The organism is Oryzobacter terrae (assembly GCF_042756445.1).
In the GTDB taxonomy this organism is placed as follows: domain Bacteria; phylum Actinomycetota; class Actinomycetes; order Actinomycetales; family Dermatophilaceae; genus Oryzobacter; species Oryzobacter terrae.
Genome location: NZ_CP170578.1, coordinates 1,637,280 through 1,661,861, shown reverse-complemented (window position 1 = coordinate 1,661,861; position 24,582 = coordinate 1,637,280). Strand labels below are relative to the sequence as shown.

The 24,582-nt window shown below is 68.1% G+C and carries 20 protein-coding genes; 14 read left to right on the top strand and 6 right to left on the bottom strand.

From position 1 onward, the window contains the following. The 3 genes from ACFWN3_RS07735 (at window position 1) to ACFWN3_RS07725 (ending at window position 3,298) form a co-directional block, all read left to right on the top strand. Window positions 1–1,374: an L-serine ammonia-lyase gene (locus ACFWN3_RS07735; protein ID WP_377644967.1), complete on the top strand. Its 1,374-nt coding sequence runs from the start codon at window positions 1–3 to the stop codon at window positions 1,372–1,374. Window positions 1,375–1,563: 189 nt separating this feature from the next. Further along, window positions 1,564–2,388 (top strand): DeoR/GlpR family DNA-binding transcription regulator, encoded by an 825-nt coding sequence (locus ACFWN3_RS07730; RefSeq protein ID WP_377644966.1) that lies wholly within the window; start codon window positions 1,564–1,566, stop codon window positions 2,386–2,388. A 481-nt stretch (window positions 2,389–2,869) separates the two neighbouring features. Further along, window positions 2,870–3,298 (top strand): DeoR/GlpR family DNA-binding transcription regulator, encoded by a 429-nt coding sequence (locus tag ACFWN3_RS07725; RefSeq protein ID WP_377645558.1) that lies wholly within the window; start codon window positions 2,870–2,872, stop codon window positions 3,296–3,298. An 81-nt stretch (window positions 3,299–3,379) separates the two neighbouring features. Here the strand turns inward: ACFWN3_RS07725 and ACFWN3_RS07720 are convergent, their stop codons facing one another. Then, on the bottom strand, window positions 3,380–4,939 hold the full coding sequence (locus ACFWN3_RS07720; RefSeq protein WP_377644964.1) for an APC family permease: 1,560 nt from the start codon (window positions 4,937–4,939) through the stop codon (window positions 3,380–3,382). Window positions 4,940–5,135: 196 nt separating this feature from the next. Here ACFWN3_RS07720 and ACFWN3_RS07715 point away from each other — a divergent pair, with 196 nt between their 5' ends. From ACFWN3_RS07715 to ACFWN3_RS07680, 8 genes are all read left to right on the top strand, one after another. Beyond that, the gene (locus tag ACFWN3_RS07715; RefSeq protein WP_377644962.1) at window positions 5,136–6,566 is read left to right on the top strand and encodes an NAD(P)/FAD-dependent oxidoreductase; all 1,431 of its coding nucleotides are present in this window, start codon (window positions 5,136–5,138) and stop codon (window positions 6,564–6,566) included. Then, window positions 6,563–7,363, top strand: a complete 801-nt coding sequence (locus tag ACFWN3_RS07710) for an FAD-dependent oxidoreductase (RefSeq protein WP_377644960.1) — start codon at window positions 6,563–6,565, stop codon at window positions 7,361–7,363. The genes ACFWN3_RS07715 and ACFWN3_RS07710 overlap by 4 nt, the downstream gene beginning before the upstream one ends. After that, window positions 7,360–7,599 carry a hypothetical protein gene (locus ACFWN3_RS07705; RefSeq protein ID WP_377644958.1) on the top strand — a complete coding sequence of 80 codons (240 nt, stop codon included), beginning with the start codon at window positions 7,360–7,362 and terminating at the stop codon, window positions 7,597–7,599. The genes ACFWN3_RS07710 and ACFWN3_RS07705 overlap by 4 nt, the downstream gene beginning before the upstream one ends. A gap of 12 nt (window positions 7,600–7,611) precedes the next feature. Next, window positions 7,612–8,328: a class II aldolase/adducin family protein gene (locus ACFWN3_RS07700; RefSeq protein WP_377644956.1), complete on the top strand. Its 717-nt coding sequence runs from the start codon at window positions 7,612–7,614 to the stop codon at window positions 8,326–8,328. Then, window positions 8,325–9,809, top strand: a complete 1,485-nt coding sequence (locus ACFWN3_RS07695; RefSeq protein WP_377644954.1) for a xylulokinase — start codon at window positions 8,325–8,327, stop codon at window positions 9,807–9,809. The genes ACFWN3_RS07700 and ACFWN3_RS07695 overlap by 4 nt, the downstream gene beginning before the upstream one ends. A gap of 27 nt (window positions 9,810–9,836) precedes the next feature. Beyond that, a complete protein-coding gene (locus tag ACFWN3_RS07690) occupies window positions 9,837–11,309 on the top strand; it encodes an aldehyde dehydrogenase (RefSeq protein ID WP_377644952.1) in 1,473 nt (490 codons plus the stop codon). Between the two features lie 349 nt (window positions 11,310–11,658). Next, complete coding sequence (locus ACFWN3_RS07685) at window positions 11,659–12,921, top strand: DUF2252 domain-containing protein (protein WP_377644950.1); 1,263 nt, start codon at window positions 11,659–11,661, stop codon at window positions 12,919–12,921. Between the two features lie 554 nt (window positions 12,922–13,475). Beyond that, complete coding sequence (locus ACFWN3_RS07680) at window positions 13,476–14,654, top strand: IS481 family transposase (protein ID WP_377645556.1); 1,179 nt, start codon at window positions 13,476–13,478, stop codon at window positions 14,652–14,654. A gap of 162 nt (window positions 14,655–14,816) precedes the next feature. Here ACFWN3_RS07680 and ACFWN3_RS07675 read toward each other — a convergent pair whose 3' ends face one another. Further along, on the bottom strand, window positions 14,817–15,236 hold the full coding sequence (locus tag ACFWN3_RS07675) for a hypothetical protein (protein ID WP_377644949.1): 420 nt from the start codon (window positions 15,234–15,236) through the stop codon (window positions 14,817–14,819). A gap of 680 nt (window positions 15,237–15,916) precedes the next feature. On the opposite strand from ACFWN3_RS07675, the gene ACFWN3_RS07670 reads away from it, so the two are divergent. The 3 genes from ACFWN3_RS07670 to ACFWN3_RS07660 all read left to right on the top strand — a co-directional run bounded on the left by ACFWN3_RS07670 (window position 15,917) and on the right by ACFWN3_RS07660 (window position 20,227). Beyond that, entirely contained in the window at window positions 15,917–16,921 is a 1,005-nt protein-coding gene (locus ACFWN3_RS07670) for a trypsin-like serine protease (RefSeq protein WP_377644947.1), read from the top strand. Window positions 16,922–17,099: 178 nt separating this feature from the next. Next, window positions 17,100–19,466, top strand: coding sequence for a putative bifunctional diguanylate cyclase/phosphodiesterase (locus ACFWN3_RS07665; protein ID WP_377644946.1), 2,367 nt, complete (start codon window positions 17,100–17,102; stop codon window positions 19,464–19,466). Window positions 19,467–19,522: 56 nt separating this feature from the next. Continuing rightward, window positions 19,523–20,227, top strand: coding sequence for an alpha/beta hydrolase (locus ACFWN3_RS07660; RefSeq protein ID WP_377644945.1), 705 nt, complete (start codon window positions 19,523–19,525; stop codon window positions 20,225–20,227). Here ACFWN3_RS07660 and ACFWN3_RS07655 read toward each other — a convergent pair. From ACFWN3_RS07655 to ACFWN3_RS07640, 4 genes are all read right to left on the bottom strand, one after another. Next, window positions 20,224–21,258, bottom strand: a complete 1,035-nt coding sequence (locus tag ACFWN3_RS07655; protein ID WP_377644944.1) for a glycoside hydrolase family 43 protein — start codon at window positions 21,256–21,258, stop codon at window positions 20,224–20,226. The two genes, ACFWN3_RS07660 and ACFWN3_RS07655, sit on opposite strands and share 4 nt — an antisense overlap. Before the next feature lie 68 nt (window positions 21,259–21,326). After that, window positions 21,327–22,202 (bottom strand): carbohydrate ABC transporter permease, encoded by an 876-nt coding sequence (locus tag ACFWN3_RS07650; RefSeq protein WP_377644942.1) that lies wholly within the window; start codon window positions 22,200–22,202, stop codon window positions 21,327–21,329. Then, window positions 22,199–23,182, bottom strand: coding sequence for a carbohydrate ABC transporter permease (locus ACFWN3_RS07645; RefSeq protein ID WP_377644941.1), 984 nt, complete (start codon window positions 23,180–23,182; stop codon window positions 22,199–22,201). The genes ACFWN3_RS07650 and ACFWN3_RS07645 overlap by 4 nt, the downstream gene beginning before the upstream one ends. Window positions 23,183–23,185: 3 nt before the next feature. Then, a complete protein-coding gene (locus ACFWN3_RS07640; protein ID WP_377644939.1) occupies window positions 23,186–24,532 on the bottom strand; it encodes an ABC transporter substrate-binding protein in 1,347 nt (448 codons plus the stop codon). Window positions 24,533–24,582 lie beyond the last annotated feature (50 nt).

The window sequence follows — 24,582 nt, the reverse complement described above, 5'->3', positions numbered from 1 at the left end:
ATGGCGCTGAGCGTCTTCGACCTGTTCTCCATCGGGATCGGGCCATCGAGTTCGCACACCGTCGGACCGATGAGGGCTGCCTTGATGTTCGCCGAGGGGCTTCGGTCCGATGGGCGGCTCGACGACGTGGCCCGGGTACGGGCTCAGCTCTTCGGGTCTCTCGGCGCCACTGGTCACGGGCACGGATCTGACAAGGCCGTCCTGCTGGGGCTCAGTGGGTACCGGCCCGAGACCTGTGATCCGCGGAGTGCCGACGGGGTCCTCCATGAGGTCCGCGCATCACTGCGCCTGAGGCTGCTGGGCGAGCACCAAGTGGTGTTCAAGGGGGATGACGATCTTGTCCTCCATCGTCGCGAGACGCTGCCGCTGCATCCCAATGGGATGACGTTCACGGCCTTCGACTGGGCAGGTTCGATCATCGCGGAGCGGACGTACTACTCCGTCGGTGGTGGCTTCGTCGTGGGGCAGGACGCCCACGGCCGGACCGCGATCGTCGATGACCACACATCGCTCGCTCACCCGTTCACCACCGGTGACCAGCTCCTGGCCCTGTGCCACGAGACGGGGCTGTCCATCGCCCAGGTGATGCTCGCCAACGAGACTGCGTGGCGCTCGCCGCAGGAGGTCCGCGCCGGCCTGTTGAAGATCTGGGACGTCATGCAGGAGTGCGTGCGCAATGGCACCACCACTGAGGGCGTCCTGCCCGGAGGTCTGCATGTCCGACGCCGGGCTCCCGACTTGGCAGCTCAGCTCGGTCGGGAGGTTCCTGACGCCGATCCCCTGCGTGGTATGGATTGGCTCACCCTGTACGCACTCGCCGTTAACGAGGAGAACGCCGCTGGAGGCCGCGTCGTCACCGCACCCACGAACGGAGCCGCTGGGATCATCCCGGCGGTGCTGCACTACTACCGTCGATTCGTCCCTGGGGCGACCGATGACGGGGTGGTCGACTTCCTCCTCACCGCTGCGGCCATTGGAGTCGTGTTCAAGGAGAACGCCTCCATCTCAGGGGCGGAAGTTGGCTGCCAAGGCGAGGTGGGCTCCGCGTGCTCGATGGCGGCGGGCGCTTTCGCTGCGGTCCTCGGCGGTACTCCTGCCCAAGTGGAGAACGCAGCGGAGATCGGGATGGAGCACAACCTCGGTCTCACGTGTGATCCGGTCGGGGGGCTGGTGCAGATCCCCTGCATCGAACGCAACGCAGTCGCGGCCGTGAAGGCCGTGACGGCCGCGCGTACGGCCCTTCGTGGCGACGGCTCGCACATCGTCTCCCTCGACAAGGTGGTCAAGACGATGCGGGAAACGGGAGCCGACATGAAGGTGAAGTACAAGGAGACTGCCAGAGGAGGGCTCGCCGTCAACGTCATCGAATGCTGATCTCCTGCCTACAGGTCACGCTCGTGACTGAACTCGACCGTGCCACGGGCCGTGCTCGCGCACTAGCGCGACGCCTCCGCGGGCGCGCCGTGCGCATTGTGCTGACGCGCCGGATTGTGGGTTACGATCACGCTACGAACACCCCGCGAACAGACTCCGTGGCGGGTCAGGACGAGAGGCTGAGGGTTGATGAGCCGCGACGACGCGCCCACGATGGCCGACGAGGAGACTGGGCGGGGGACGCCCACTGCCGGTCGTCGGCAGTGGATCCTGCAGCGTTTGCAGGAGCAGGAGTTTGTTGCCGTCAAGGAGCTCGCCGACCAGTTCGAGATGACGGAGATGTCCCTGCGCCGCGACCTCAACGCCCTGGCGGACAAGGGGCTGTTAGTCCGCGTGCGCGGCGGAGCTCGACGAGCCCGGGCCGCGACGATGTCCCCCCGATACGCTGACGCGGAGCAGCGCAACCCTCAAGCAAAGGCCCAGATCGCGCGAGCAGCATCCGAGATGCTGGAGCACGAGAAGGTCGTCTTCTTCTACTCGGGCTCGACGGTCGCTCGCGTTGCCGCGGCGATCAGCCCCGCCCAACGTGCGGTGATGACGGCTGTCACGCCCTCCCTGCCGGTGGTCAACGAGGTGAGCTCTTGGGCTGACCCCCATCTCGTTGTGGTCGGTGGTCTGTTCCTCCCCGACTACCAGGTGTTCGTCGGGCCGCAGGCCGTGCAGGACCTGGACGCCCTAAGTGCGGACGTGGCGGTCGTCGGCTGTGACGGGATTACCGCCGAGGAGGGTCTGACGACGCCACACCACTTGGTCGCGGAGATCGGCACCCTTCTCGTTGCGCGTGCCCGCAAGACGATTGTCGTCGCAGACTCGTCGAAGATCGGCCGCCGGGGCTTCACGGCCATCGCGCCGATCGCCGATGTTCACACCGTCATTACCGATGCAGCAGCCGACCCTCACGAGCTGAAGGCGCTTCGCGACTGCGGTATTCAGGTCGTCGTGGCGAAGGGCTGAGCAGCTGCGCACCTTTTTTGGAGCTACCCGAGACTTCTCCCGCCGCTACGGCCGCGCTCGACTTTGACCACTGGAGAGCAATTGCGAAAGACATACTCTCGCAGCAGTATTAACCGATAGTACCTCCTCTCAAGGCGAGATGCTGGGCTGCCGTCACCAACGTGGAGGCGTTGGCGGGGGAGGACTCCCGTGAGCGGCTGGGGCCACCAGCAGAGTCTTAGGGCCCGACCGTCGCGCCGGCGCTACCACCATTTTCGAACATCGCCAATGGTGGGCGATTGCCCACACCGTGGATCATCGAACATGGCCGTCACCCAACCCCGGCGACGTTCGACCACCCCAGGGCGAACCGCTTGAACCGGCGAAGCCTCTGTCGGCACTACGTGCCGACGTCGCCTACCGCATGGGTCGGCGGCGGCCCCACGACGCTGTCTGACGGCTGTTCGACGGATCGGACGACCCTGAACGACGCAGCGAATAGATCTCTTGGACAGCGAGGCTGACGGCATCGCTGCCGATGCTCAACGAGGTCAGCGCTTGGCCGGAGCCGCACCTGGTCGTAGTGGGGGGCTTTCTGCTGCCGGACTACCAGTCGTTCGTGGGTCCCCAGGCCGTTGCGGACCTCGATGCCATCAGTGCCGACGTTGCGGTCGTCGGGTGTGACGGGATCAGCGCGGCGGATGGTCTGACGACGCCTCACCACCTGGTCGCCGAGATCGGGACCATCATCGTGAGGCGGGCCCGCAGGACGATCGTTGTGGCGGACTCCTCCAAGATCGGCCGCCGAGGCTTCACTGCCATTGCTCCGATTGCCAGCGTCCACACTGTCATCACCGATGCAGATGCGGATCCGGACGAGCTCAAAGCACTGCGCGACAGCGGTGTTGGTGTGGTCATTGCACAGTGTTGAGCCGCTCTCCACGGCGGCAACCACAGCGAACGGGCGGGGGGCGACCCTGAGGTCGCCCACCCGCCCGCTTAGCAAACGACGTCAGCGACGGTCGAAGGCGTCGTCGGTGAGCGAACGCTGCGCGGCGCCGGACTCCGATGCGTGGGCGGCCAGGATGCCGACCTTGTGGCGCTGGACGAACCAGTAGTAGGCGAGGCCGAGTCCGAGCGCGACCGCGACGAACAGGACCGCACCCCACTGCAGGTACCAGTGGAACGGCTCGACAGGGTTGTAGACGGCCTGCCGGGGCCACGCGATGTTGATGATCATCGCGACCCCCCAAACAACGGCGCTGACAGCGACTGGAACTCCCCAACGCCCAAGGTGGAAGTACCGGGGGTCGTCGATCCACTGCCCGCGGATCCGTCGTAGAGCGAACACGCCCGCAACGACGACATAGGCGATGAAGGCCAGAACCACCGTGGTGCTTGTGACGACCAGAAAGATCTGCGGCTGGCGGATGTTGGCGAGAAGGATCAGGATTGCGATCACGCCAACGAGTACGGCCGCGAGGACCGGCGACTTCGTCACCTTGTTGACGGTCGCGAGCCGAGCGCTCCCGGGCAGGGCGTTGTCGCGGCTCATCGCGAAGATCATCCGCATGGCGCCTGTCTGGTTGGCAAGGATGCAAACGAAGATTGCGAACGCGACGCAGACGAGCATGAGGGTGCCGAGCGTCTCACCTAGAACACTTTCCACGACATAGGTGAGTCCTCCAGACGCGAACTCCTCCGCGTTGAGGTCGCCGACGGCCATCAGCGCTCCCAGCATCAGCAAGGCACCGGAGATGCCGGCTGCAGCCAAGGCACGCAAGATGGCCTGTGGGCTCTTCCTGCGGGGATTCACGGTCTCTTCCCCAAGCGAACCTGCAGTGTCGAAGCCCCACATGATGTAACACCCGAGCAACAGCGCCATCAGCATCGCGCCTGGAAGGCCGAGAGAGTTTGCGCTGCCTCGGTCGAGGTCGTCGAGGACCACTTGAGGTCCTCGCTTCGCGGCGAAGAAGAATCCGACGATCATCACGACTGCGGCCACGAGCTCGACGCTGACTCCGAGGTTGTTCACCACGGCCGCGACCTTGTTGCCCAACGCGTTGACGATCGTCGCAAGGATGATGCCGCAGGCCCCGAGGATGACGCCGTTGGTCGCGGCGTCGTACTGGCCACTTCCGTCGCCATAGATCCAGAAGACGTCCGAGATCGCCGGGAGGACGAACTGAAGCGCAAGACCGACGCCGGCGGTGGACACGATGAGCGCGAGGGTCAGGGCGAAGCCAGCCAGCCACGACGACGTGGGGCCGCCGACCTTCTTCGCCCAGTTGTAGACGGAGCCGGCCATTGGGTAGTGCGCTGACAGCTCGGCGAAGCAGAGCGCGAACAGCATCTGTCCGGCGAACGCGATGATCCACGTCCACCAGAACGCGGGCCCGGCAGTGCCGAAGGCGAAGGGGAAGAGCTGGAACGCCCCCGTGAGGATGGAGATGAACGCGAACCCGGCAGCGAAGGTCGAGAACGACCCGAGGCTGCGCCCGAGCTCCTGCTTGTAACCGAGGCGAGCCAGGTGCTCCTCGTCGGAGGCGTCCGGGGGAAGGACTGTGTTCATGGAGACCTCTTTCATGTCTCGTGCCCGAACGACGCTGGGCACACCATTGTGTGTAGAGCAGTGAACAGTCGAGGTGATTGAAAGTCAAGAGTTGACGTTCGCACGAACATATGACACGCTCAGTTCAAACATCCGCGATGTGGCGCATATGGCTAGGTCCTCCGGCGACCGAACCCCGAGAGGAGAGGATGAAGGCGTGACGACGAACCGCCCCCATCCCTCCAACGATGTCGACGTGCTCGTCATCGGCGGTGGCGTCCTAGGGACGGCCGTAGCCGCTCGAGTGGCTGCGACAACCGCCTCCGTGCGGCTCCTGGAGGCCGAATCCGACGTCTGCGAAGGGGCGAGCAAGGGCAACGCCGGCGTCGCCGTTTCCTACTACGGGCCGCCCGGCACGCTCGAGACCGACCTCATCAACCAGAGTTACCCGGGCTGGGAGTCCTTGTGCGACCGGTTGGGTGTCCCCTACCGCCGCATCGGAGCGGTCATGGTCGCTCGCTCTGAGCAGGAGGCCGCCACCCTCGAGCACACCCTCGAGGAGCTGACCGAGGCCGGCGTTCCGGGCGAGTTGTGGACAGCCGAGAAGGTGCGGTCCGCCGAGCCCCTGGTTTCCAAGAACTGTGTGGCTGGGCTGTGGATGCCGGAAGAAGGCGTTATCGACCCGATGGCCCTGACCGTGGCGTACGCAAACTTGGCCGCGACGAACGGCGCGCAGGTGAGTCTCGGATCGCGCGTCGTGGACATCGAACGGATGGATGACGGATTCAGCGTGGTCAGCACGCCGAATGGTCGGGTGCGAGCGCGGTTCGTCGTCAACGCGGCCGGCGTCGGGGCCGGGAAGGTATCCGAACTCGCCGGTGGCGAGCCGTTCCACTACTGGCCGCGCAAGGGACAGTACGCCGTCGTCGACCGCGCCTTCGCTCAGCGGCTGTCCCACATCGTCTTCTCGACACACTCACCCACCACCAAGGGCATCAACGTCGTTCCAACGACTCACGGTTCGGCACTCCTCGGTCCCACCGCGCACGACCTGACCGACCCGGAGGACCGGGCAACTGACGCCGCGACCGTGGCCGAGCTCATCTCGAGCGCAACCAGCCTGGTGCCGTCGCTGACTCCGGACATGATCATCAAGACCTTCGCGGCGAACCGCCCGGCGAGCGACGAACAGCATCGGCTCCGCTTCGACAGCCGCGTGGACAACCTTCTCCACTGCACCGATCGATCCGCTGGGGTCAGCATCTCGCCGGCTGCTGCCAACCTCGCGCTCCACCTTCTGCGTGAGGCAGGGCTCGAGGCAAAGGACCGCGCTGACACGACGTCGGTCCTGCCGCCGTCCCCGCGCCTGCGCACCGCGATCGATCCCGCCGTCCTCATCTCGACGGATCCGGCGTACGGGCAGGTCGTGTGCGCCTGCGAGCACGTCAGTGCAGCCGAGATCAATCGTGCGCTCGAGTGCCCGGTTCCGGCTGTGTCGGTCGACGGTGTCCGCAAACGGACCGGTGCCACCTACGGCCGGTGCCAGGGGTCGCTGTGCATGGCTGGTGTCTCATTCATGACAGCGCTCCGCACCCAGTCCGGACCGGCCGACGTGCGCCAGACCTCTCGCGGGACGGTGGGATCGTGACAGCGGACTACCTGGTCGTCGGCGCTGGCCCCACCGGGATGGGCTGCGCCACCGCCCTCGCCGCTCGCGGGACGACACTCGTCCTTGACCGCATTCCCGTCACCGGAGGGACGGCTGGGTGGGACCACCCGGATGTCCTCTCATACACGAAGGCCCTCAAGGACGCTGGTGCGCACCTCCGGCTCGGGCAGACGGCCCTGAGGTGGGATGGCGCTGCCCTCCTCGTGACGGGCCCCGGGCTAGTCGACAGCCTTCCCGGCCGTCACCTATTCATCGCCGGCGGGCTGCGTCCTGCCACGGCGGCGAACCTGGGGGTCGTGGGGGAGCGACCCGCGGGTGTCCTGCCCGCCACCGTTGCGGAGCATCTACTTCAGGCACGGGTTCGGCTTTGGGACCATGCCGTCATTGTCGGTGACGGCCCGTGGGCCTCGCACGTGGCGCACGCGTGCCGACGACTCGGGACCAAGGTCACCGCACTGCACCTGCTCGACGACGCCACGAGTCCGCCGACATGGGGGGACGAGGTGGTTTCAGTTGCGGGCAGCCTGACCGTCCACGGCACCACCCGGGTCGCAGCCCTCGAGTTCGAGACCCCCTCCGGGCGGGGGCGGCTGGCCTGTGACGCCGTCATTCTCGCTGCCGACCCCCGGCCCAATCGCAACGTCGAGGGTGCACTGCTCGACGGCGCATCCGGCGTGACATACCTCCAGCCCACCCAACCCCTCTCCGTCCAAGGGCGGTACGCGGCCGGCCTCGTCGCCACGAAGGCCTGGCTCGAGAAGAACGGAGACAAGTGATGCGTGTCAGCTCACCCATCGGCGACATGCCCTTCGAGGCGCGCTCGATCCGTCTGAGCGAGGGTGGACTTCAGGTGGACGGTGTGATGGGTGCCTGGCCCGCCACCGTCAGCATCTCCTCGTCTGACGTCCCCGCCCTGTTGCGGCTCGTCGCCAAACCAGCTGCGGTCGCTGCCGCGCTTATCACCATCGTGGGCGTCGCCGCCGTGGCCCGCTCGAACCGCAAGTCCCGCTAGGAAGGAATCCTGATGAAGGTCAAGCACCTCGAGATCCGCGAGAAGGTCATCACCTACGCCAAGAAGCTGCAGGCCGAACGCCTCGTGTACTCCACGGCCGGCAACATTTCGGTGCGTGTCCCGGGGGAGCCCGGGCTCGTCGCCTGCACCCCGGCCTCCACGCAGTACGACCTCCTCACGCCCCCGGACATCGCCATCGTCGACCTTGACGGCAACCTGGTCGACGGCTCGCGCCCGCCGACCTCCGAGGTCCAGATGCACACGATGATCCTCAAGAACCGGCCGGAGGTGGGCAGCGTCGTGCACACCCACGGCAAGGCCGTCATGACGTTCGCCAACCTCGGCTGGACCCTGCCGCCGATCCTGACCGGCCTGTGCGAGGCCACGGGCGGAGCCGTCGTCACCTCTCCGTACTCGCAGCCCGAGACCGACCAGATGTACACCTACACCAAGCCGGCACTCGAGAACCGCGGGGCGACCTTCCTGGAATTCCACGGTCTCCTCGCCTATGGCGCCGACCTCGAGCACGCCTTCCACACCGCCGCCGTCGTGGAAGGCGCCTGCGAGGTCTTCCTCACCGCCAAGTCGTTCGGCCACGACGTCCGCGAGCTTCCGGCCGAGCAGGTGGAGTGGATCGCCTCCTACTGGCGCGCCCAGTTCCCCGGCGCCCCCGAACCCCTGCCGACACCGGCACCCCTTCCCGGCCCGGAGCACGCCTGCGCGTCATGAGCAGCTACGTCGTCGGAGCCGACATCGGGTCCTCGGGGCTGAAAGCCGTGCTTGTCCACCCAGACCGCGGAGTGGTCTCGGTGGCCGAACGCAGCTACCCGATGCACCGGCCGCACCAAGGGTGGGCCGAGAACGACCCCGACGACTGGTACCGGGCTCTGGCCACAGCAGTGCCCCAGCTCCTGACCCACGCCAAGGTACCCGCCAGTCAGGTGCGGGCCCTGTGCGTGGTCGGGCAACGCGACGTCGCCGTCCTCCTTGACGAGAACGGCACGGTGCTTGGGCCGACCATTCACTGGACCGACCGGCGCGACCCCACCGAGACAGCAGACCTCTACAACGGACTGGGGCGCTCGGAGCTGATCGCGCGAGCCGGGACCCTGCCAATACCGGGCCTGGTGCTGCCCAACCTCGTGTGGACCAAGAGGCACCTGCCAGACGTGTGGGCACGGGTCGCGTGGGCGCTGCAGCCCAAGGACTACCTGGCCTACCGGCTGACCGGGGACATCGGCACCGACCCGACCGGGCCGACGCGCAGCATCCTCAACGACTGGCGATCCCAGGACTGGAGCGCCGCAACGTGCGCTGAGGCGGGCATCCCCAGGAGCCTGCTGCCCGATGTGCGGTATCAGCCGTGGGAGGTGCGCGGAACCCTGGGTGACAACGCGGGTGCCATCGGCCTGCTCCCCGGCACGGTGCTGGTCGCAGGTGGCGGCGACGACCCCGCGGCAGCGCTCGGATCCGGGGTCGTCAACCGGGGCGACATCAGCATCGGAACGGGGTCATCGATGAGTTGGCGGGTTGTGGGGGACGGACCCCAGTTCGACCCAACCGGACTCATCGGGCTCATGCCCCACCTGGTGCCTGACCGCTATCTCCACGAGCTCGTCGCGACCGGTACCGGCACCACGCTGCGGTGGTTCCGCAGCGTGTTCGGCGATGGGATGACGTACGAGCAGCTCATCGCCGAGGCCGCCGAGGTCCCCCGGGGGAGCGAGGGACTGTCGTGCTTCCCCTACGTCGAAGGTGCCTCGGTCCCACGACAGGACGACAACGCGCGCGCCGTCTACCACGGCATCGGCGGCCACCACCGTCGAGCCCACTTCACCCGAGCGACGCTCGAAGGGATCGCCTACCAATACCCCGGCCTCCTGGAGGTGCTCCTCACCCGTGGCCACCAACTTGGCCAGATGACCATCTCTGACGGGGAGGCTCGCAGCCACCTCTGGAACCAGATCAAGGCCGACGTCATGGGCCAGCCTGTGACACCTTCACTTCGCGTCGAGGCGCCCGCGATCGGTGCCGCCATCCTCGCTGGGCTGGGCACGGGGCTGTTCACGACCCTGCACGACGCGTTGGCCGTGGTGCTCGAGCTAGCGCCGCCGGTCGAACCAGATCCCGTCACCACCACGGCCTACACCGAACTGAGGGGCCAGTGGGAGGCGGTCAGAGACACCGTCTACCCGGCTTTCGCTGACTGAGCTCAACTGACCGAGAAGGAGCATTCAATGACCGCACTGCCAAAAACCGTTCGCACCCAGGCCTATATCGACGGACGGTTCGTCAACGCGATCGACGGTGCCACGTTTGATGCAGTGGCCCCGGCCACGGGCCACGTGATCGCGACGGTGGCCGCTTGCGGCACGGCTGACGTGGACCGCGCCGTGGCTGCCGCCCGCAGCGCCTTCGACGCAGGTACCTGGAGCGCTATCTCCCCGGCCGAGCGCAAGGGTGTCCTGCTGCGCTTTGCCGATCTGATCGAAGCACATGCCGAGGAACTGGCCCTCACCGAAGCCATCGACGCCGGCAAGCCGATCACCGACTGCCGGGACTTCGACGTCCCGGATGTGCTCAACACCCTGCGTTGGTACGCCGAATCGGCTGACAAGGTGTTCGGCAAGACGTCCCCCACCGGTTCCGATCACCTGGGACTGATCGTGCGCGAGCCCGTCGGCGTCGTCGGGGCCGTGCTTCCCTGGAACTTCCCCATGGCGATGCTTGCGTGGAAGATCGGCCCAGCTCTCGCCACCGGCAACTCCTTGGTCATCAAGCCCCCGGAGCTCGCATCACTGACGACACTGCGCCTCGCGGAACTGGCCACTGAGTCCGGGGTGCCCGACGGAGTCTTCAACGTCATCCCGGGACTCGGCCACGTCACAGGTAAGGCCCTCGGTCTGCACCCGGACGTCGACATGGTGACCTTCACCGGGTCAACAGAAGTCGGACGAGAGTTCCTCAGGTACTCGGCCGAGTCCAACCTGAAGGGGATCGTGCTCGAGTGCGGCGGCAAGAGCCCCCAGATCGTGATGGCCGACACCCGCGACCACCTCGAACTCGTCGCTGCCGACCTCGCGGAAGCCGCCTTCTGGAACGCCGGGCAGAACTGCAGCGCTGGGTCCCGAATTTTGGTCCACCGCTCCATCAAGGATGACTTCGTGGCCGCCCTGGCAGTGGAGGCCGAGAAGCGCACCGTCGGCGATCCCACGGACGCTGCCACCTCCATCGGTCCGCTCATCGAGCCGGCAGCGCTCGAGCGGGTGCTCGCCTATGTGGAACAGGCCAAGGCCGACGGCGCCCGAGTCGTCACCGGAGGGAGCCGGCTGCACCCCGAGTCCGGCGGCTACTTCACCGGAGCGACAGTCATCGACGACGTGGAACCTGAAATGACGGTTGCCCGCGAGGAGATCTTCGGCCCAGTGGTGTCCGTCCTGGCCTTCGACGACATCGAGGAGGCGCTGCGCCTCGCCAACGACACCTCATACGGACTCGCGGCCACAGTCTGGTCCAACGACATCAACGTGGCCCTGCGGACCGCGAGAGCCGTGAGGGCGGGCACCGTCGCGGTCAACGGGTACAGCGAGGGGGATATCACGACCCCCTTCGGCGGGTACAAGATGTCCGGGTTCGGTGGCCGCGACAACGGCATCGAGGCCCTTGAGCAGTACACGGAACTCAAGACCATCTGGATCACTCTGCGCTGACACGGTCCTTGGGGACAGATCTGGATCATGAGAGCCGGCTTACGGGGCCCATGTGTTCTCCTCGGGAGTCAACTGCAGCAGCTGCGCCCACTGCTGAGGCCTCTAGAATCCCGAACGACCTGCCGCGTGATCCGTCGAGGCGAGGGTTAGCGAAGGTGCGAGCGTGATTACTGGCCCCAGACCCCACAACGTCCTTGCCCACGCAGACAGCGAAGCGTTCGGGTCCTTGAGAAAGCGACCCACCTCACGGCACGAGCGATTCGCCATGGGTAAGGGTCTGCGCGCGAGCGTGCCCCGTAAGGCACTGGGGCACTGGGAGCCGCAAGAGGGTCGGCGCGACCCTGTCCAGATGATCCGAGAGTCACACGAGGGTCGACTGAACGAGCTGATTCCCATCCGCGTCAGCCGCATGGTCGGCTCGCCGTACGGCTTCCTGCGTGGCACCGCCGTTGTGATGGCTGAAGACGTTGCCAGGCTTCCCTCCACCGGGATCAACCCGGTGATCTGTGGCGACGCCCACCTCGGCAACTTCGGCTTCTACGCGTCGCCCGAAGGCGAACTCGTCATCGACCTCAATGACTTCGACGAAGCCCATCCAGGCAGTTGGGAGTGGGACCTTCGCCGGCTCGTCGCCAGCATCTGGGTCGCGGGTCGGGAGAACTCGTGCAGCGAGGAGGAGTGCGCGGCCTCAGTCATGTCCTGTGTCGCCGCCTATCGCAGCGAGGTGACCTTCTTGGCCGAGCAGCCACTGCTACTGCGTTCCTACAACCGCTTGGATGTGAAGCGCCTGCACGAAACCGCGACCGAGAAGTCGCTTCGGGCGGAGATCTCCCGATCGGTGAAGCGCGCTCGCGGCCGCACGAGTGACAGGGCGCTTCCGAGATTCACCCGTGAACGTGAGGGACGTCGACGGCTCGTGAACGAGCCACCTCTGATGACACGCGTCCCAGACCAGGACGCCGAGCAGATCGCGGCCGGACTCGATGGGTACCTCGACACGTTGGCGCCTCACTGGCGTCGTGTTCTGGGCGGCTACACCGTGGTGGACATCGCTCAGAAGGTCGTCGGCGTCGGCAGCGTCGGACTGCGGGCGTACGTCGCCCTGCTCGAGGGCAGCAGCGCTGACGACGTGTTGTTTCTGCAGTTGAAGCAGGCGCGTCGTTCCGTGCTGGCCAGGCATGTGCACGGCGAGTCCGCTTGGCACGATCACCAAGGTCAGCGGGTAGTGGAGTATCAGCAGGCCCTGCAGACGGTGAGCGACCCCCTGCTTGGTTGGACCTCAGTCGACGGGCGCCAGTACTACGTCCGTCAGTTCCGAAACATGAAAGGCACCGTCCCGCTGGACGCGATCGATCCCGCCGGGCTGGAGGACTACGCGGGGATCGTCGGCCATCTGCTGGCCAAGGGGCACGCGCGCACCAGTGGTGCTTCCATGATCGCGGGCTATGCAGGACGATCCGACAAGCTGGACCGAGCCATGGCGCAGTTCGCTCGTGCCTACGCCGACCAGACTGAAGCCGACCACGCGACCCTGCTCCGAGCCGTCAGACTGGGCACGGTTCCGATCACGGATGGCGCCTTGGACCGCCCCGTCTCGGCCTTCCGCCCCTGATCCCAAGACTCCTCTCGCTGCGAGGACCTGTCGACAGTCGGCGTGTCATTCAGGTCGCCTTGGTGCATGCGCCGACCGCCGGCAGAGCGGCTGCTCGTTCGGACCATTACGGGAGTGGCTCGTGCGGCCGTCAGCCCTCCCGACTGAAGACGGATTGATGTTCGCAAGACAAGCGCCCCTTGGGCCCTTCGACCCCGTCGCCTGTTGCACCGTCCTCAACCCCATGATCGCCAGACCTGATGAAGGCCCGGCGGGCATTCCCGAATCGCACGGAACAGCGGCCATCTGTGGACAACGCTGTGCATAACTATCGCAACCGGGTCGCACGTGCGATAGCAGGGACGAGCGCAGGCAGCCTTCGTGCAGGTCAAGGCGGGTTAGGGACGAAACCACCGGGTCCTTGTAAACAGGGGGTTGGGGGTTCGAGTCCCCCCGCCAGCTCCACCTCGTTGTATTGCTGCGCCTGATGCTTGACGGTTGGGCTTCGGTTGATGCGTGACGTTGTTTCGGCTGAGGCTTGACAGTTGCTTCGGTTGATCCTTGACGCTCCCTTGATGAGGGAGATGAGTGTGGCTGAGCAGCGGTACAAGGCGGTTCTGGCGGTCATCAGTGATGGGCGCACGGTCACCGAGGTCGCGGCATCGTGGCAGGTGTCGCGGCAGTCGGTGCATTCGTGGCTGGCGCGCTACGAGGACGGCGGGTTGGAGGCGTTGGCCGACCGGTCGCACCGGCCGGCTTCGTGTCCGCACCAGATGGGTGTGGTGGTCGAGGTCGCGGTGTTGGAGGCCCGGCGCCGGCATCCGGGGGGTCCACGGCGGATCGTGTACGAGCTGGCCAAGGCCGGGCTGGTCGCGAGTGAGTCGGGGGTGTACCGGGCGCTGCGGCGGGCCGGGGTGATCGAGCCCGGGCGGCGCCGGCGCGAGCAGCGGGCGTGGAAGCGGTGGGAACGGGCACGCCCGAACGAGCTGTGGCAGATGGACGTGGTCGGCGGGATCGGCCTGGCCGACGGCTCCAGCGTCAAATGCGTCACCGGGGTCGATGACCACTCCCGGTTCTGCGTCAGCGCCCGCTTGATCGTGCGTGAACGCACCCAGGCGGTGTGCGACGCCCTGGAGCTGGCGCTGGCCACGCACGGGGTGCCTGAACAGATCCTGACCGACAACGGCAAGGTGTTCACCGGCCGGTTCAACCATCCACCCACCGAGGTCCTGTTCGACCGGATCTGCCGCGTCAACGGCATCGAGCACCTGCTGACCAAGCCGCGCTCCCCGACGACCACGGGCAAGATCGAGCGGTTCCACCGCTCCCTGCGTGCGGAGTTCCTCACCGACGCAACGTTCTCCACCTTGGCCGACGCCCAACAACGACTCGACGCCTGGGTGAGCGCCTACAACACCGACCGCCCACACCAAGGCCTGGACATGGCCACCCCCGCCGAGCGCTACGGCACCGGCCCACGACGCCAGGTCAGCACCATCCCGGACCGGTCCGGACCGGACTGGGTCGCCCGCAAGGTCTCCACCGTTGGCGTGGTCTGCGTGTCCTGGCAACAGGTCTCCGTCGGCCGCCACCGCGCCGGGGAACGCTGCGACGTCCACGTCGGCCCCGACATCCTGCAGTTCTGGATCGGCAACGAGCTCCTGCGGACCGTCCCCCGCGACAGCACCGGACCCGTCCGCAACAAACGACCCCTCGGAGGCGCCTTGACCAAAACACCACGCACGACAAACTGAACACCGGGAGTGTCAAGGATCAACCGACACCGAAACGACAAGAATCAGCCGACGATCTACACCAGCTCCACCTCGTCCTTACCGAAACCCCTGTCCTCCATCTCCGGACGGACGAAGGGTCTGCGCCACAGAGCATGCCCACCGCCGGCAGCCGGGCGGTGGTCACAGCAGGCGAGCCACTGGTGTGGCGTCGCGATGGGCCAGCCGCTCTCGAACGGCGGCGATGGCCAGGACGACGAAGGTCGCGGCGACCACGGCCCAGAGCACACCCGCCGTGATGAGGACCGCCCGCCCGACCTCGCCGGTGGGCGCAGCGACCAGCTCGCCCATTCCCCCGACGAGGACCAGACCGCCGGTCAGGAAGGCCAGGCCGATCCCGACCCACCCCGCCCAGCTGCCGGAACGCACCAGGATCGCGATGAGGACGAAGCACGCCACCGGGGCCAGCGGGGCGGAGATCGCCGTGCCACGTGACAGCCACTCCTGACCCGCGTCGGTCCCCACCACACCCCCGAACTGCGACGGCCAGTTGACGGCTGTGGCCAGCGTCGTCGCAAGGGCGTTCGCGACCAGCACGACCACGGAGAAGAGGGACAGGCGATCGTTGGCTGGTCCCAGGGCCACATGCGTCTGGCCGGACAGGAGCTGAGGACGATCGTTCACGGGGATGCCTCCGGGGTGAGGGGGTTGGTCAGGACGACCTTGCGGCCCGGTCCTTGCCTCAGCCTTGGGTCCGACTTGTGAGCCTGGGCGCCGCGCGGTTTCCGCACCTTGGGGTGGACGGCGGTGTCGGTGCCGGCGCTGCGGTGGCCGTCGACGACGTCGCTGCGCTGGTTCCGCGCGCGGTGCACGATCGGCGACAGGTCGACCGTCGAGCGGGGGCTGCGACGACTCGCGCGAGCGCGTCCCAGGGGAGGCCGGCGGGGCCTCGACCCTGGAACGCTGGGCCCACACGCTCGGGGGATTGCATGGGCTTGCGTCGAGTGTGACATGACGGGTCGTGCGGCTCGCGGCACCCACCTGCACCGACGACGCACGCCCGACGAGCGGCACCGCCCACCGGGCACCCGCGCCGGAGTTCGCCTGGTCCCGGTGCTCACGGCTCCCTCACCTGAGAGAACGTGGAGTTCCCCCTCTTGACGCCGGACCTTCGGAGGACGAGGTTGGCGAAGGAAAGGGTCTCCGAGGATCCTCAGGTCACAGCGCAGGGTGAGCAGGCCTCGCCGCCGTCAGGTCATCGCGAGGGCGAACCACATCCTGCGGTGGTCCAGTTCGGCGATGTGCCTCACCCGCGGGTTCACCACCCTGACCTCTTGTTCGACGGTCCAGGGAGAAGCCCTCATCACACCGCGAAGGAGCGACAGATGATGAAGAAGTTCAGTCGTTGGGTGTTGCTGCCCCTCACCTTGGCGACGGCAGGCATCACGCTGTTGGCCCCCTCCTCCGCTGCGGTGACCGGCCCGAACGTCGTCAAGGACTTCGAGCACGAGTACGTCGGCCTCGTGGGCTTCTACGACGAAGAGGGCACCTTCCTGCATCGGTGCACGGGAACCCTGCTGTCGCCCCAGGTCTTCCTGACCGCCGGCCACTGCGTGGCGGCCGAGGACGACGGCACGGTCGCGGCCCTGGCCCGCATCTGGTTCGAGCAGGACGCGGGCGCCGACTACGACCCGGTCACCGGCACTCCCGCCTCCTCCGGCTACCCCGAGAGCGGCGGGGTGACCTCCGACCAGCTCTTCAACTACGGCTTCACCGACCTCTCCGGCATCCCCGAGACGCACGATGCCGGGCTGATCGTGCTGGAACCGGGTGCGGTCGAGGCGGTCTACCCGGACATCGACACCTACGGCACCCTCGCCCCGGTCGGCTACGCGGACACCCTGGGAACGGGCATCGACGCCGTCGTCACCGTCTCGGGCTACGGCGTCACCCGCACCAACGGAAAGAACGGGAACAACACCCTTTCCTACCGGGAGCGGTTGACGGGGAAGACCTTCATCATCAACGCCCTCAACACCAACACGGCCGGCTACAACCTCCAGCTCGCGTCCAACTTCGGCGGAGGCCGCGTCGGCACGTGCTTCGGCGATTCCGGCGGGCCGATCTTCGCCGGCGACTCGTCCACCGTGATCGCGGTGAACTCGTGGGTGAAGAACTACAGCTGTGGCGGTCAAGGTTTCCCTTACCGTGTCGACACCGCCGACGTCCAGGAGTGGATGGAGGACGTGCTCGACCCGCTGGGACTCTGGACGGCCATCGCCCCGTAGGCGCGGAACCCCTGAGTCGACCCCGCGGGCCCGTCCGGGCCGTGCTTCCCGACGGAGCCGGTGCCTCGGCTCCGGACGGTGGTCCCACGAGACCCTCCGTCGTTCGTTCGGCGGGGACGGGCCGTTCGGACGACTCGCTGGCCGAGCGGGGCCGCTCGCGCGCTGTTGTACTGGACCAATGGACCGGGGAGGGCTGCGCCTGTGGCACGGCATGCTCGCCGTGGGAGCCGTGGCGGTGGCCTGCTACCTGTTCGTCCCGCAGGAGAGCGTCTGGCGGATCGCCCTGTTCTTCGTCCCCCAGGTCATGGCCGCGTCGGTGGTCGTTTGGCGCACCCTGAGGGTGGGCTCCGGCGCCGGCAGGCTCCTGTGGGTGCTGCTCGCGGCCCAGGTGGGGTACCTGGTCACCTGCGTCTTCTGGTACCCGGTCCCGGTCCTCTCCGGACGTGCCCTGCCCTTCCCGTCGTTCGTGGACGCCCTCTACTTCGCCGTCTACGCCACCTATGCGCTGTTCCTCTTCCTCGTGCTGCGAGCGCGCGCTCGACACCGCCCTGCCGGACGGCGGGTCGCCCTCACGGACGCGTTCGTGGTGAGCGCGTCGATGTTCGCCGTCCTCTGGGTCACGGTGGTCCAGCCGAACCTGGCGTCGGGCGTCTCGTCGCCCTCGACGGTCGTCGCGATCGTCTACCCCGGGTTCACCCTGCTGTTGTTCGTCCTGACGGCGCGTCTGGCCATCGGGAACGACGTGCGGAACTCGGCGCCGGGCGTGCTGATGCTCGCCTGGGTCGGTGCCGAGATCATCGGGGACACGGCCTACGGGCTGCAGAGCGCGAACGGGTCCTTCCAGTACAGCGGAGGGCTGTCCGTGACGTGGATGGTGTCGGCGGTCTTCCTCGCCGCGATGGTGTCGCACCCGAACGTCGTGGGATTCCTCGCGGGTGACGCACAGCCGGTGGCCGACACGTCACGGCTGACCAGGAGCGCACGCCAGGGAGTGCTCCTCGCGGCCGCGCTCCTCACCGTGGTGATGTCCTACGCCGACCGCGAGCGCAGCCTGTTCCTCCTCGGCGCGGCCCTGCTCGCCGTGAGCCTGGTGATGTACCGCACCTCGGTGCTGGCACGTGACCTCCAGCGGGAGCGCGCCCTCGCGGTCGAGCTCGATGCCGTGGTGGCCCAGCTCCGCGGCCAGCACACCCTCCTGGAGAGCCAGGCGGCGCAGCTCGAACGGCTGGCGTTCCACGACTCGGTCACCGGGCTGGGCAACCGCGCCCTCCTGCGCCGGCGCGCGGGGGCCGTGGGAGCCGCCGGGGACGCGGTGTCGGACACGTCCTTGCTGTTGCTGGACCTGGACGGGTTCAAGGAGGTCAACGACACGCTGGGGCACACTGCCGGTGACGCGCTGCTGCTGGAGGTCGGGGACCGGCTCGGACGGTGCGTGCGCACGGTCGACACGGTGGTCCGGCTGGGCGGCGACGAGTTCGCGCTGTTGCTGCCGGACACCGGTCCCGCCAAGGCGGCGGTGACGGCCGAGCGTGTCCTGGCGCGGCTGCGGGAGCCCTTCCACGTCGACGGCGTCGCCGTGGCCGTTCGGGGCAGCATCGGGATCGCCTCGGGTGCTGGGGCCGGCCTCGACGAGATGCTGCGCGACGCCGACCTCGCGATGTACGCCGCCAAGAACGCCGGGAGGGACCAGGCCCGCGAGTTCCACCCCTCGATGTACCTCGAGGCGACGCAGCGTCGCGACGAGGACGCCGAGTTCCGCGGCGCGCTGGCGAGTGGCCAGCTCGCGGTCCACTACCAACCCATCGTCGACGCGGTGACGCAGGAGGCCGTGGCCGTGGAGGCGCTGGTGCGATGGCGGCACCCGGTGCGCGGAGTCCTCGCGCCGGCGGAGTTCCTGCCCGCGGCGGAACGGACCGGGCTCATCGTCGAGGTCGGCACGTTCGTCCTCCGGACCGCGTGCCGTCAGCTGGTGCAGTGGCGCGAGGAGTGGCCCGACCTCGTCGTCGCGGTCAACATCTCGCACCAGGAGCTGATGCGCCCGACCTTCGCCGACGACGTCCTTCGCGTGCTCGCCGACACCGGGCTCGCGCCCGACGCGCTCCACCTCGAGATCACCGAGAACGTCCTCGCCGCCGACGAGAGCGTCATGCAGATCATCGGCCCGTTGGTCCGGCACGGCGTGCAGTTCTCCATCGACGACTTCGGAACCGGCCGGTCCTCGTTGAGCAGGCTGCGGGAGCTCAACGTCGACCGGCTCAAGCTCGACCGGTCCTTCATCGCGGAGATCGACGACGGTGAGCCGACGGGCGCCCCGTTGCTCGCCTCCATCATCTCGCTGTCGCACAGCGTGGGGCTCACGGTCGTCGCCGAGGGCGTCGAGACGGTGGAGCAGGCCGCCTACCTCCGCGCTCACGGGTGCGACGAGTTCCAGGGGTACCTCTTCAGCCGCCCCGTCCCACCGGACGAGGTGCCCGCCCTCCGCAGACGGCTCGGCCCACCCCCCTCGACCGACGGCGTCCCGCTCCACGTGTCGTCCACCGCCTGACGCCCTCTGTGGCCCACGGAACTGCGCGTCGCAGTGTCCCGAGGTCGCGGAGGCTCTTGAACGGCCGCGTGGCGGGGTATGTCGGGGGCATGACCGCCCGGCTGATCGACGCCCACGTCCCGGCTCGTCCCCACGGGGCCGCGATCGTCCTGCACGGTGGCGCGGGGCGCAGCGCCTCGACGGCGGTGAGCCCGGCCCAGCTGTCGGTCCTGCGGATGGTGCCGGTCGCGCATCGGCTGGCCCAGGTCGGTCGGGGCCGACTGGCGGTCCTCCGGCTGCTGAACTCCGCACGCGGATGGGATGCGCAGCGCACGCCGGTCGACGACGTCCGGTGGGCGCTCGGCCAGGTCGGTGAGCGGTTCGGAAACCGGCTGCCGGTCGCGCTGGTCGGCCACTCCCTTGGCGGGCGTGCCGGCCTGCTCTCGGCCGGCGATCCCCAGGTCACCTCCGTGGTGGCGCTGGCGGCTTGGCTCCACCCCAGTGAGCGCGTGCCTTCGGCGCCGGGTCGTCACGTCCTGTTCGTGCACGGTGACCGCGACCGGATCGCCCCGATCGGGCCGGCGGTGAGCGCGGCCCGGCGTTTCGGTCGCACGGCAGACGTCGGCTTCGTGACCGTGCGCGGCGGGACGCACGCCATGCTGCGACACCATCGCGAGTTCGACGGGACCGCCGCGGACTGGGTGGCGTCGACGGTGCTCGGCGACACGGTCGACGGCCCGGTGGGCGACGTCGTCGCGGGCGCTGGGTGGGTCGAGGTCTAGCAGCCGCCCTCGGTGGGTTCCGCCGGCCGCCGCGCGGCGCGCCCGTCCGCGTTCGGGTCCTGCACACGAACGCTGCCGTCCTGCACGAGAAGGTCCATCCGATGGGGGCGACGGCGCTGCACCGAGGGATCCCACGCGTGGAGGAAGAGGTGCCGGGTGCCGTCGTCGTCGACGAGAACGCTGCAGTGACCCGGCCCGACGAGCCCGGTGCTCGCGCTCGTCACGAGCGGTCCTCGGGAGACGTCCTCGTGCCAGGGGCCTTGGGGGGAGCCCGCCGTCGCGACCGCGACACCGTATCCCGGTGTCTGCCAGTTGCCGCCGGAGTACAGCAGGACGCAGCCGCCGTCGCCGTCGTCGAGGACGGCCGGCCCCTCGAGGGTGTGCCAGTCGTGGACGCCGCCGTACATGTGGCGGTCGGCCTCGTACCGTTGCCAGTCGGCGGTCGCGCGCAGGATGACCGTGGGAGCCCCCTCCAGGTGGGTCATGTCGAGAAGGCGCTGGACGGCGAGGACCGTGCCGGGGCGAGCCCCCTCGACGAGGTCGGTGGCGTAGAAGAGCCACCAGTCGCCCGAGGGATCCTGGTACGGCGAGGGGTCGATGGCGAACGGGAGGTCCGGGGTCAGGACCGCACCCACGTCCTCGAACGGTCCGGTGGGGTCGCTCGCCGTGGCGACCCGCAGGCGGTGGCCCGCGTCCCCGATCCCCGTGGAGTAGTACATCCAGTACGTGCCGTGGGCGTGGGCGACCTCGGGCGCCCAGTACTCCGTGTCGGCCGGCGCGTCGTCGGCGACGGCGAGCGCCCCGCCGACGTCCCGCCAGGTCTCGAGGTCGTCGCTGACGAGGACCTGGAACGCGCGGCCCTCCGGAAGCGGCACCGGGGTCGTGCCGTACATGACGTACCGGCCGTCCTGTGCGTGCAGGACGAAGGGGTCTGCGCAGTAGCCGTCCCACAGCGGTGGAGCGGTGGCCTGCCGGTCGCGAGGGAGAGCCTGGGCTGGTGGCCCGGGGGAGACGGGTGGGTCGATGGGCACGGTCTGGCTCCTGGGTCGGGTGGACGTCCGGCCGCCCGCCCTCATGTCGGGCGGCCGGACGAGTCTGGTCAGCCCTTGAGTCCACCGCGGGCGATGCCCTCGATGACGAAACGCTGGCTGATGAGGAAGAGCAGCAGGACGGGGATGCTGGCGATCGCCCCTCCGGCGAGGATCGTCGCGTAGTCGGTCGTGTACGCGCTCTGCAGGGTCGACAACCCCGGCTGGATGGTGAGCCGCTCGGGGCTGAACAGCACGTACAACGGCCAGAGGAAGTCGTTCCAGTTCGCGAGGAACGTCAGCAGGGCCAGCGTCGCCAGCGCGGGCCGCGAGAGGGGGACGACGACGGTGAGGAAGGTCTTGAACCGGCCGGCACCGTCGAGCATCGCCGCCTCCTCGAGCTCGATGGGCAGCGACAGGAAGAACTGCCGCAGGAAGAACACGCCGAACGCTCCTGCGGCGCCCGGGACGATGACTGCGGCGAGGCTGTCGAGCCAGCCGAGCTGCGAGACGATGACGTAGTTGGGGATGAGGAGCGAGATCGGCGGCACGAACAGGGTGGCGAGCACCAGCCCGGTCAGCAGGCGCTTCCCCGGGAACGACAACCGTGCAAGCGCGTACGCGGCCATCGTCGCCACGACGAGGACGAGCAGCGTCTGGCCCGTCGCGGCGATCATGGAGTTGAGGAACCACTGCGCCACCGGGGTCTGGGGGGCGTCCAGGATCTTCTGGTACCCCTCGGTGGACGGCGTCTGGGGCAGGAACGACAGGTCCTCCCGGGACACCTCCGCCGTGGACTTCAGCGAGGTCGTCGCCATCCACAGCAGTGGCGCGAGGAAGAGCAGGGCGAGGAGAGCGAGGAAGAGCGCTCGCCAGGGCACCCGTGACCTACGGGTGAATTCCGGTGCCTCGGTGCGCGCCGGGCGGGTGGTCGTGTCGGCGCTCATCGGGTCTTCTCCTTCGGCTGGCGCTCCCGCAGGAACGACAGGCTCAGCAGGCTGATGGCGAGCAGCGCGACAGTCAGCACGGTGCTCATCGCGGAGGCGCTGCCCATGTTGAACCGGCGCAGGCCCTCCTCACCGATCTGCATGATCACCGTGCGGGTCTCCTCGCCCGGTTGGCCCTGGGTGATGAGGTAGGGCTGTCCGAAGACGTTGGCCGACGCGAGGATGGTGATCGTCAGGACGAAGACGAGCACGGGTCGCAGCCCGGGAAGCGTCACATGGCGGAACCGCTGCCACGCGTTGGCCCCGTCGAGCTCGGCCGCCTCGTAGAGCTCGGCCGAGATGTCCTGCAGGCCGGCGAGGAAGATGACCATGTTGTAGCCCGCCGTCCACCAGATCGTGGGGACGACGAGCGCGAGCCAGACCCAGGGCGTGGCCGTGGTGAACGGGATCCGGTCCATGCCGACGAGGTCGAGGTAGTAGTTGACGACGCCGACGTTGGGGTCGAGCAGGTAGCGCCAGAGCAGACCGATGACGGCCACACCGAGGACGAACGGCGCGAAGAAGATCGCACGCACCGCGTTGCGGCCCCAGAACTTCTTGTTGAGGGCGACCGCGAGCGCGAGGGGGAGCACCATGAGCAGCGGGACGCTGAGCACGGTGAACATCGCGGTGGCCCGCATCGAGGACCAGAAGGGCTCCGAGGTCGTCGACCCGCCGGTGAGGAGGTCGGTGTAGTTCTTCAGCCCGACGAACGGTTTGCCGGGAAGGAGGAAGTCCCACTGGTGGAGGCTGATCCACAGTCCGTACACGATGGGCCCGAGGACGAAGATGCCGAAGAGCACGAGGTAGGGCCCGACGAACAGCAGGGCCGTCCCGAGGCCGGTCCGCATGACCGCCGGGTCACCGTTCCGTGCCCGGCCACCGCCCAGCCGCTTCTGCTGCGGCGGGGCGGTGACCGGTGCGGGGGTCAGGGTGGCCATGGCTCAGGCCTGGTACTTCGACCGGTTGTCGGCGAGCAGCTTGTCGGCCTTCTTCGCGGCCTCGTCGAGCGCCGCCTTCGAGGGCTTCTTGCCCAGGATGACCTCGTTGACCGCGGTTTCGTAGGTCGGGCTCGTGACGTCACCGATGCCGGGCACCGACGGGGGGAACACGACGTTCGGGAGCTGCTCGGCGAGGGTCGACTGCACCTTGAGGGCCGTGAAGTCCGCCGACTCGCGCACGCTCTTGCGGGCCGGGACCTGGCCGGACTTCGCCCAGTCGATGGACCGCTCGGAGATGTAGGAGATGAAGGCGCGGGACGCGGCGAGCTTGTTCGGGTCCTTCGTCGCCTGGGTCGTCACGACGAAGTTGTGCGAGCTCGCCCAGACCGCGGGCCTGTCACCGATCGTCGGGATGGCGCTGGCCGCCCACTCGAGGCCCTGGACCTTCTCCCACTCGTTCATCATCCAGATGCCGTCCCACGTGAGGGAGTTGCGCTGCTGGCGGAAGGCCACGGCCTGGGCGTCGTTCGACACGTTCTTCGGGCTGGCCCCGCTCTGGGTGAAGCCGCGCAGCCACTCGAGCGCCTCGACCCCCGCCTCCGAGTTGAAGGTGGCCTTGGCCCCCTCCTCGTCGTAGATGCCGCCGCCGAACTGGTGGATGAGGGAGGTGAACATCAGGTGCGCCGGCCAGGTGGCGGTCACCCAGAACGGCGTCTTGACGCCGCCCTTGTCCTGCAGGGCCTTGACAGCCGCCTCGAAACCGGCACGGTCGGTGGGGAGCCCGTCGACTCCGGCCTTCGTCAGCTGCGCGGTGTTGCCGTAGAAGCCGAGGGGGTGGATGTCGAGGGGGATGCCGTAGCGCTGGTCCTTGTAGACCCCGGCATTCCACACGACGGGAGCGAAGTCGCCCTCCGTGAGCTCGAGGCCTGAGGCGATCTCGTCGAGGGGGATGATGACGCGACGGGCGGCGTTCGTCGCGAGCTGGTCGATGTGCATGATGCCGACGTCCGGGCCGGAGCCGGAAGCCACCGCTGTGGGGACCTTGGGGTAGTAGTCGCCCCACTGGAGGGTGTTCATCGACACGGTGACGTTCGGGTTGGCCTTGTTGAACTCGTCGACCATCTTCTTCATGAACGGCCCGTCACCACCGGTGAAGCCGTTCCAGAAGGCGAGCGAGACCTTGGGGCCGCTGTAGGTCGCCCCCTGGCCGAAGGCACCGCTCGAGGGAGCGGCCCCGGGAGGGGTGCTCGTGCCGGAACAGGCGGCGAGGGCGGCGCCGGCGCCGACGGCACCGAACGACCCGAGCAGCATGCGTCGGGAGAGATCGCGGGGGGTGGGCTGGTCGGTCATGACAGGTACTCCTTCGACGTCGAACGCGGGTGCGCTCGGGGCGGATCTGG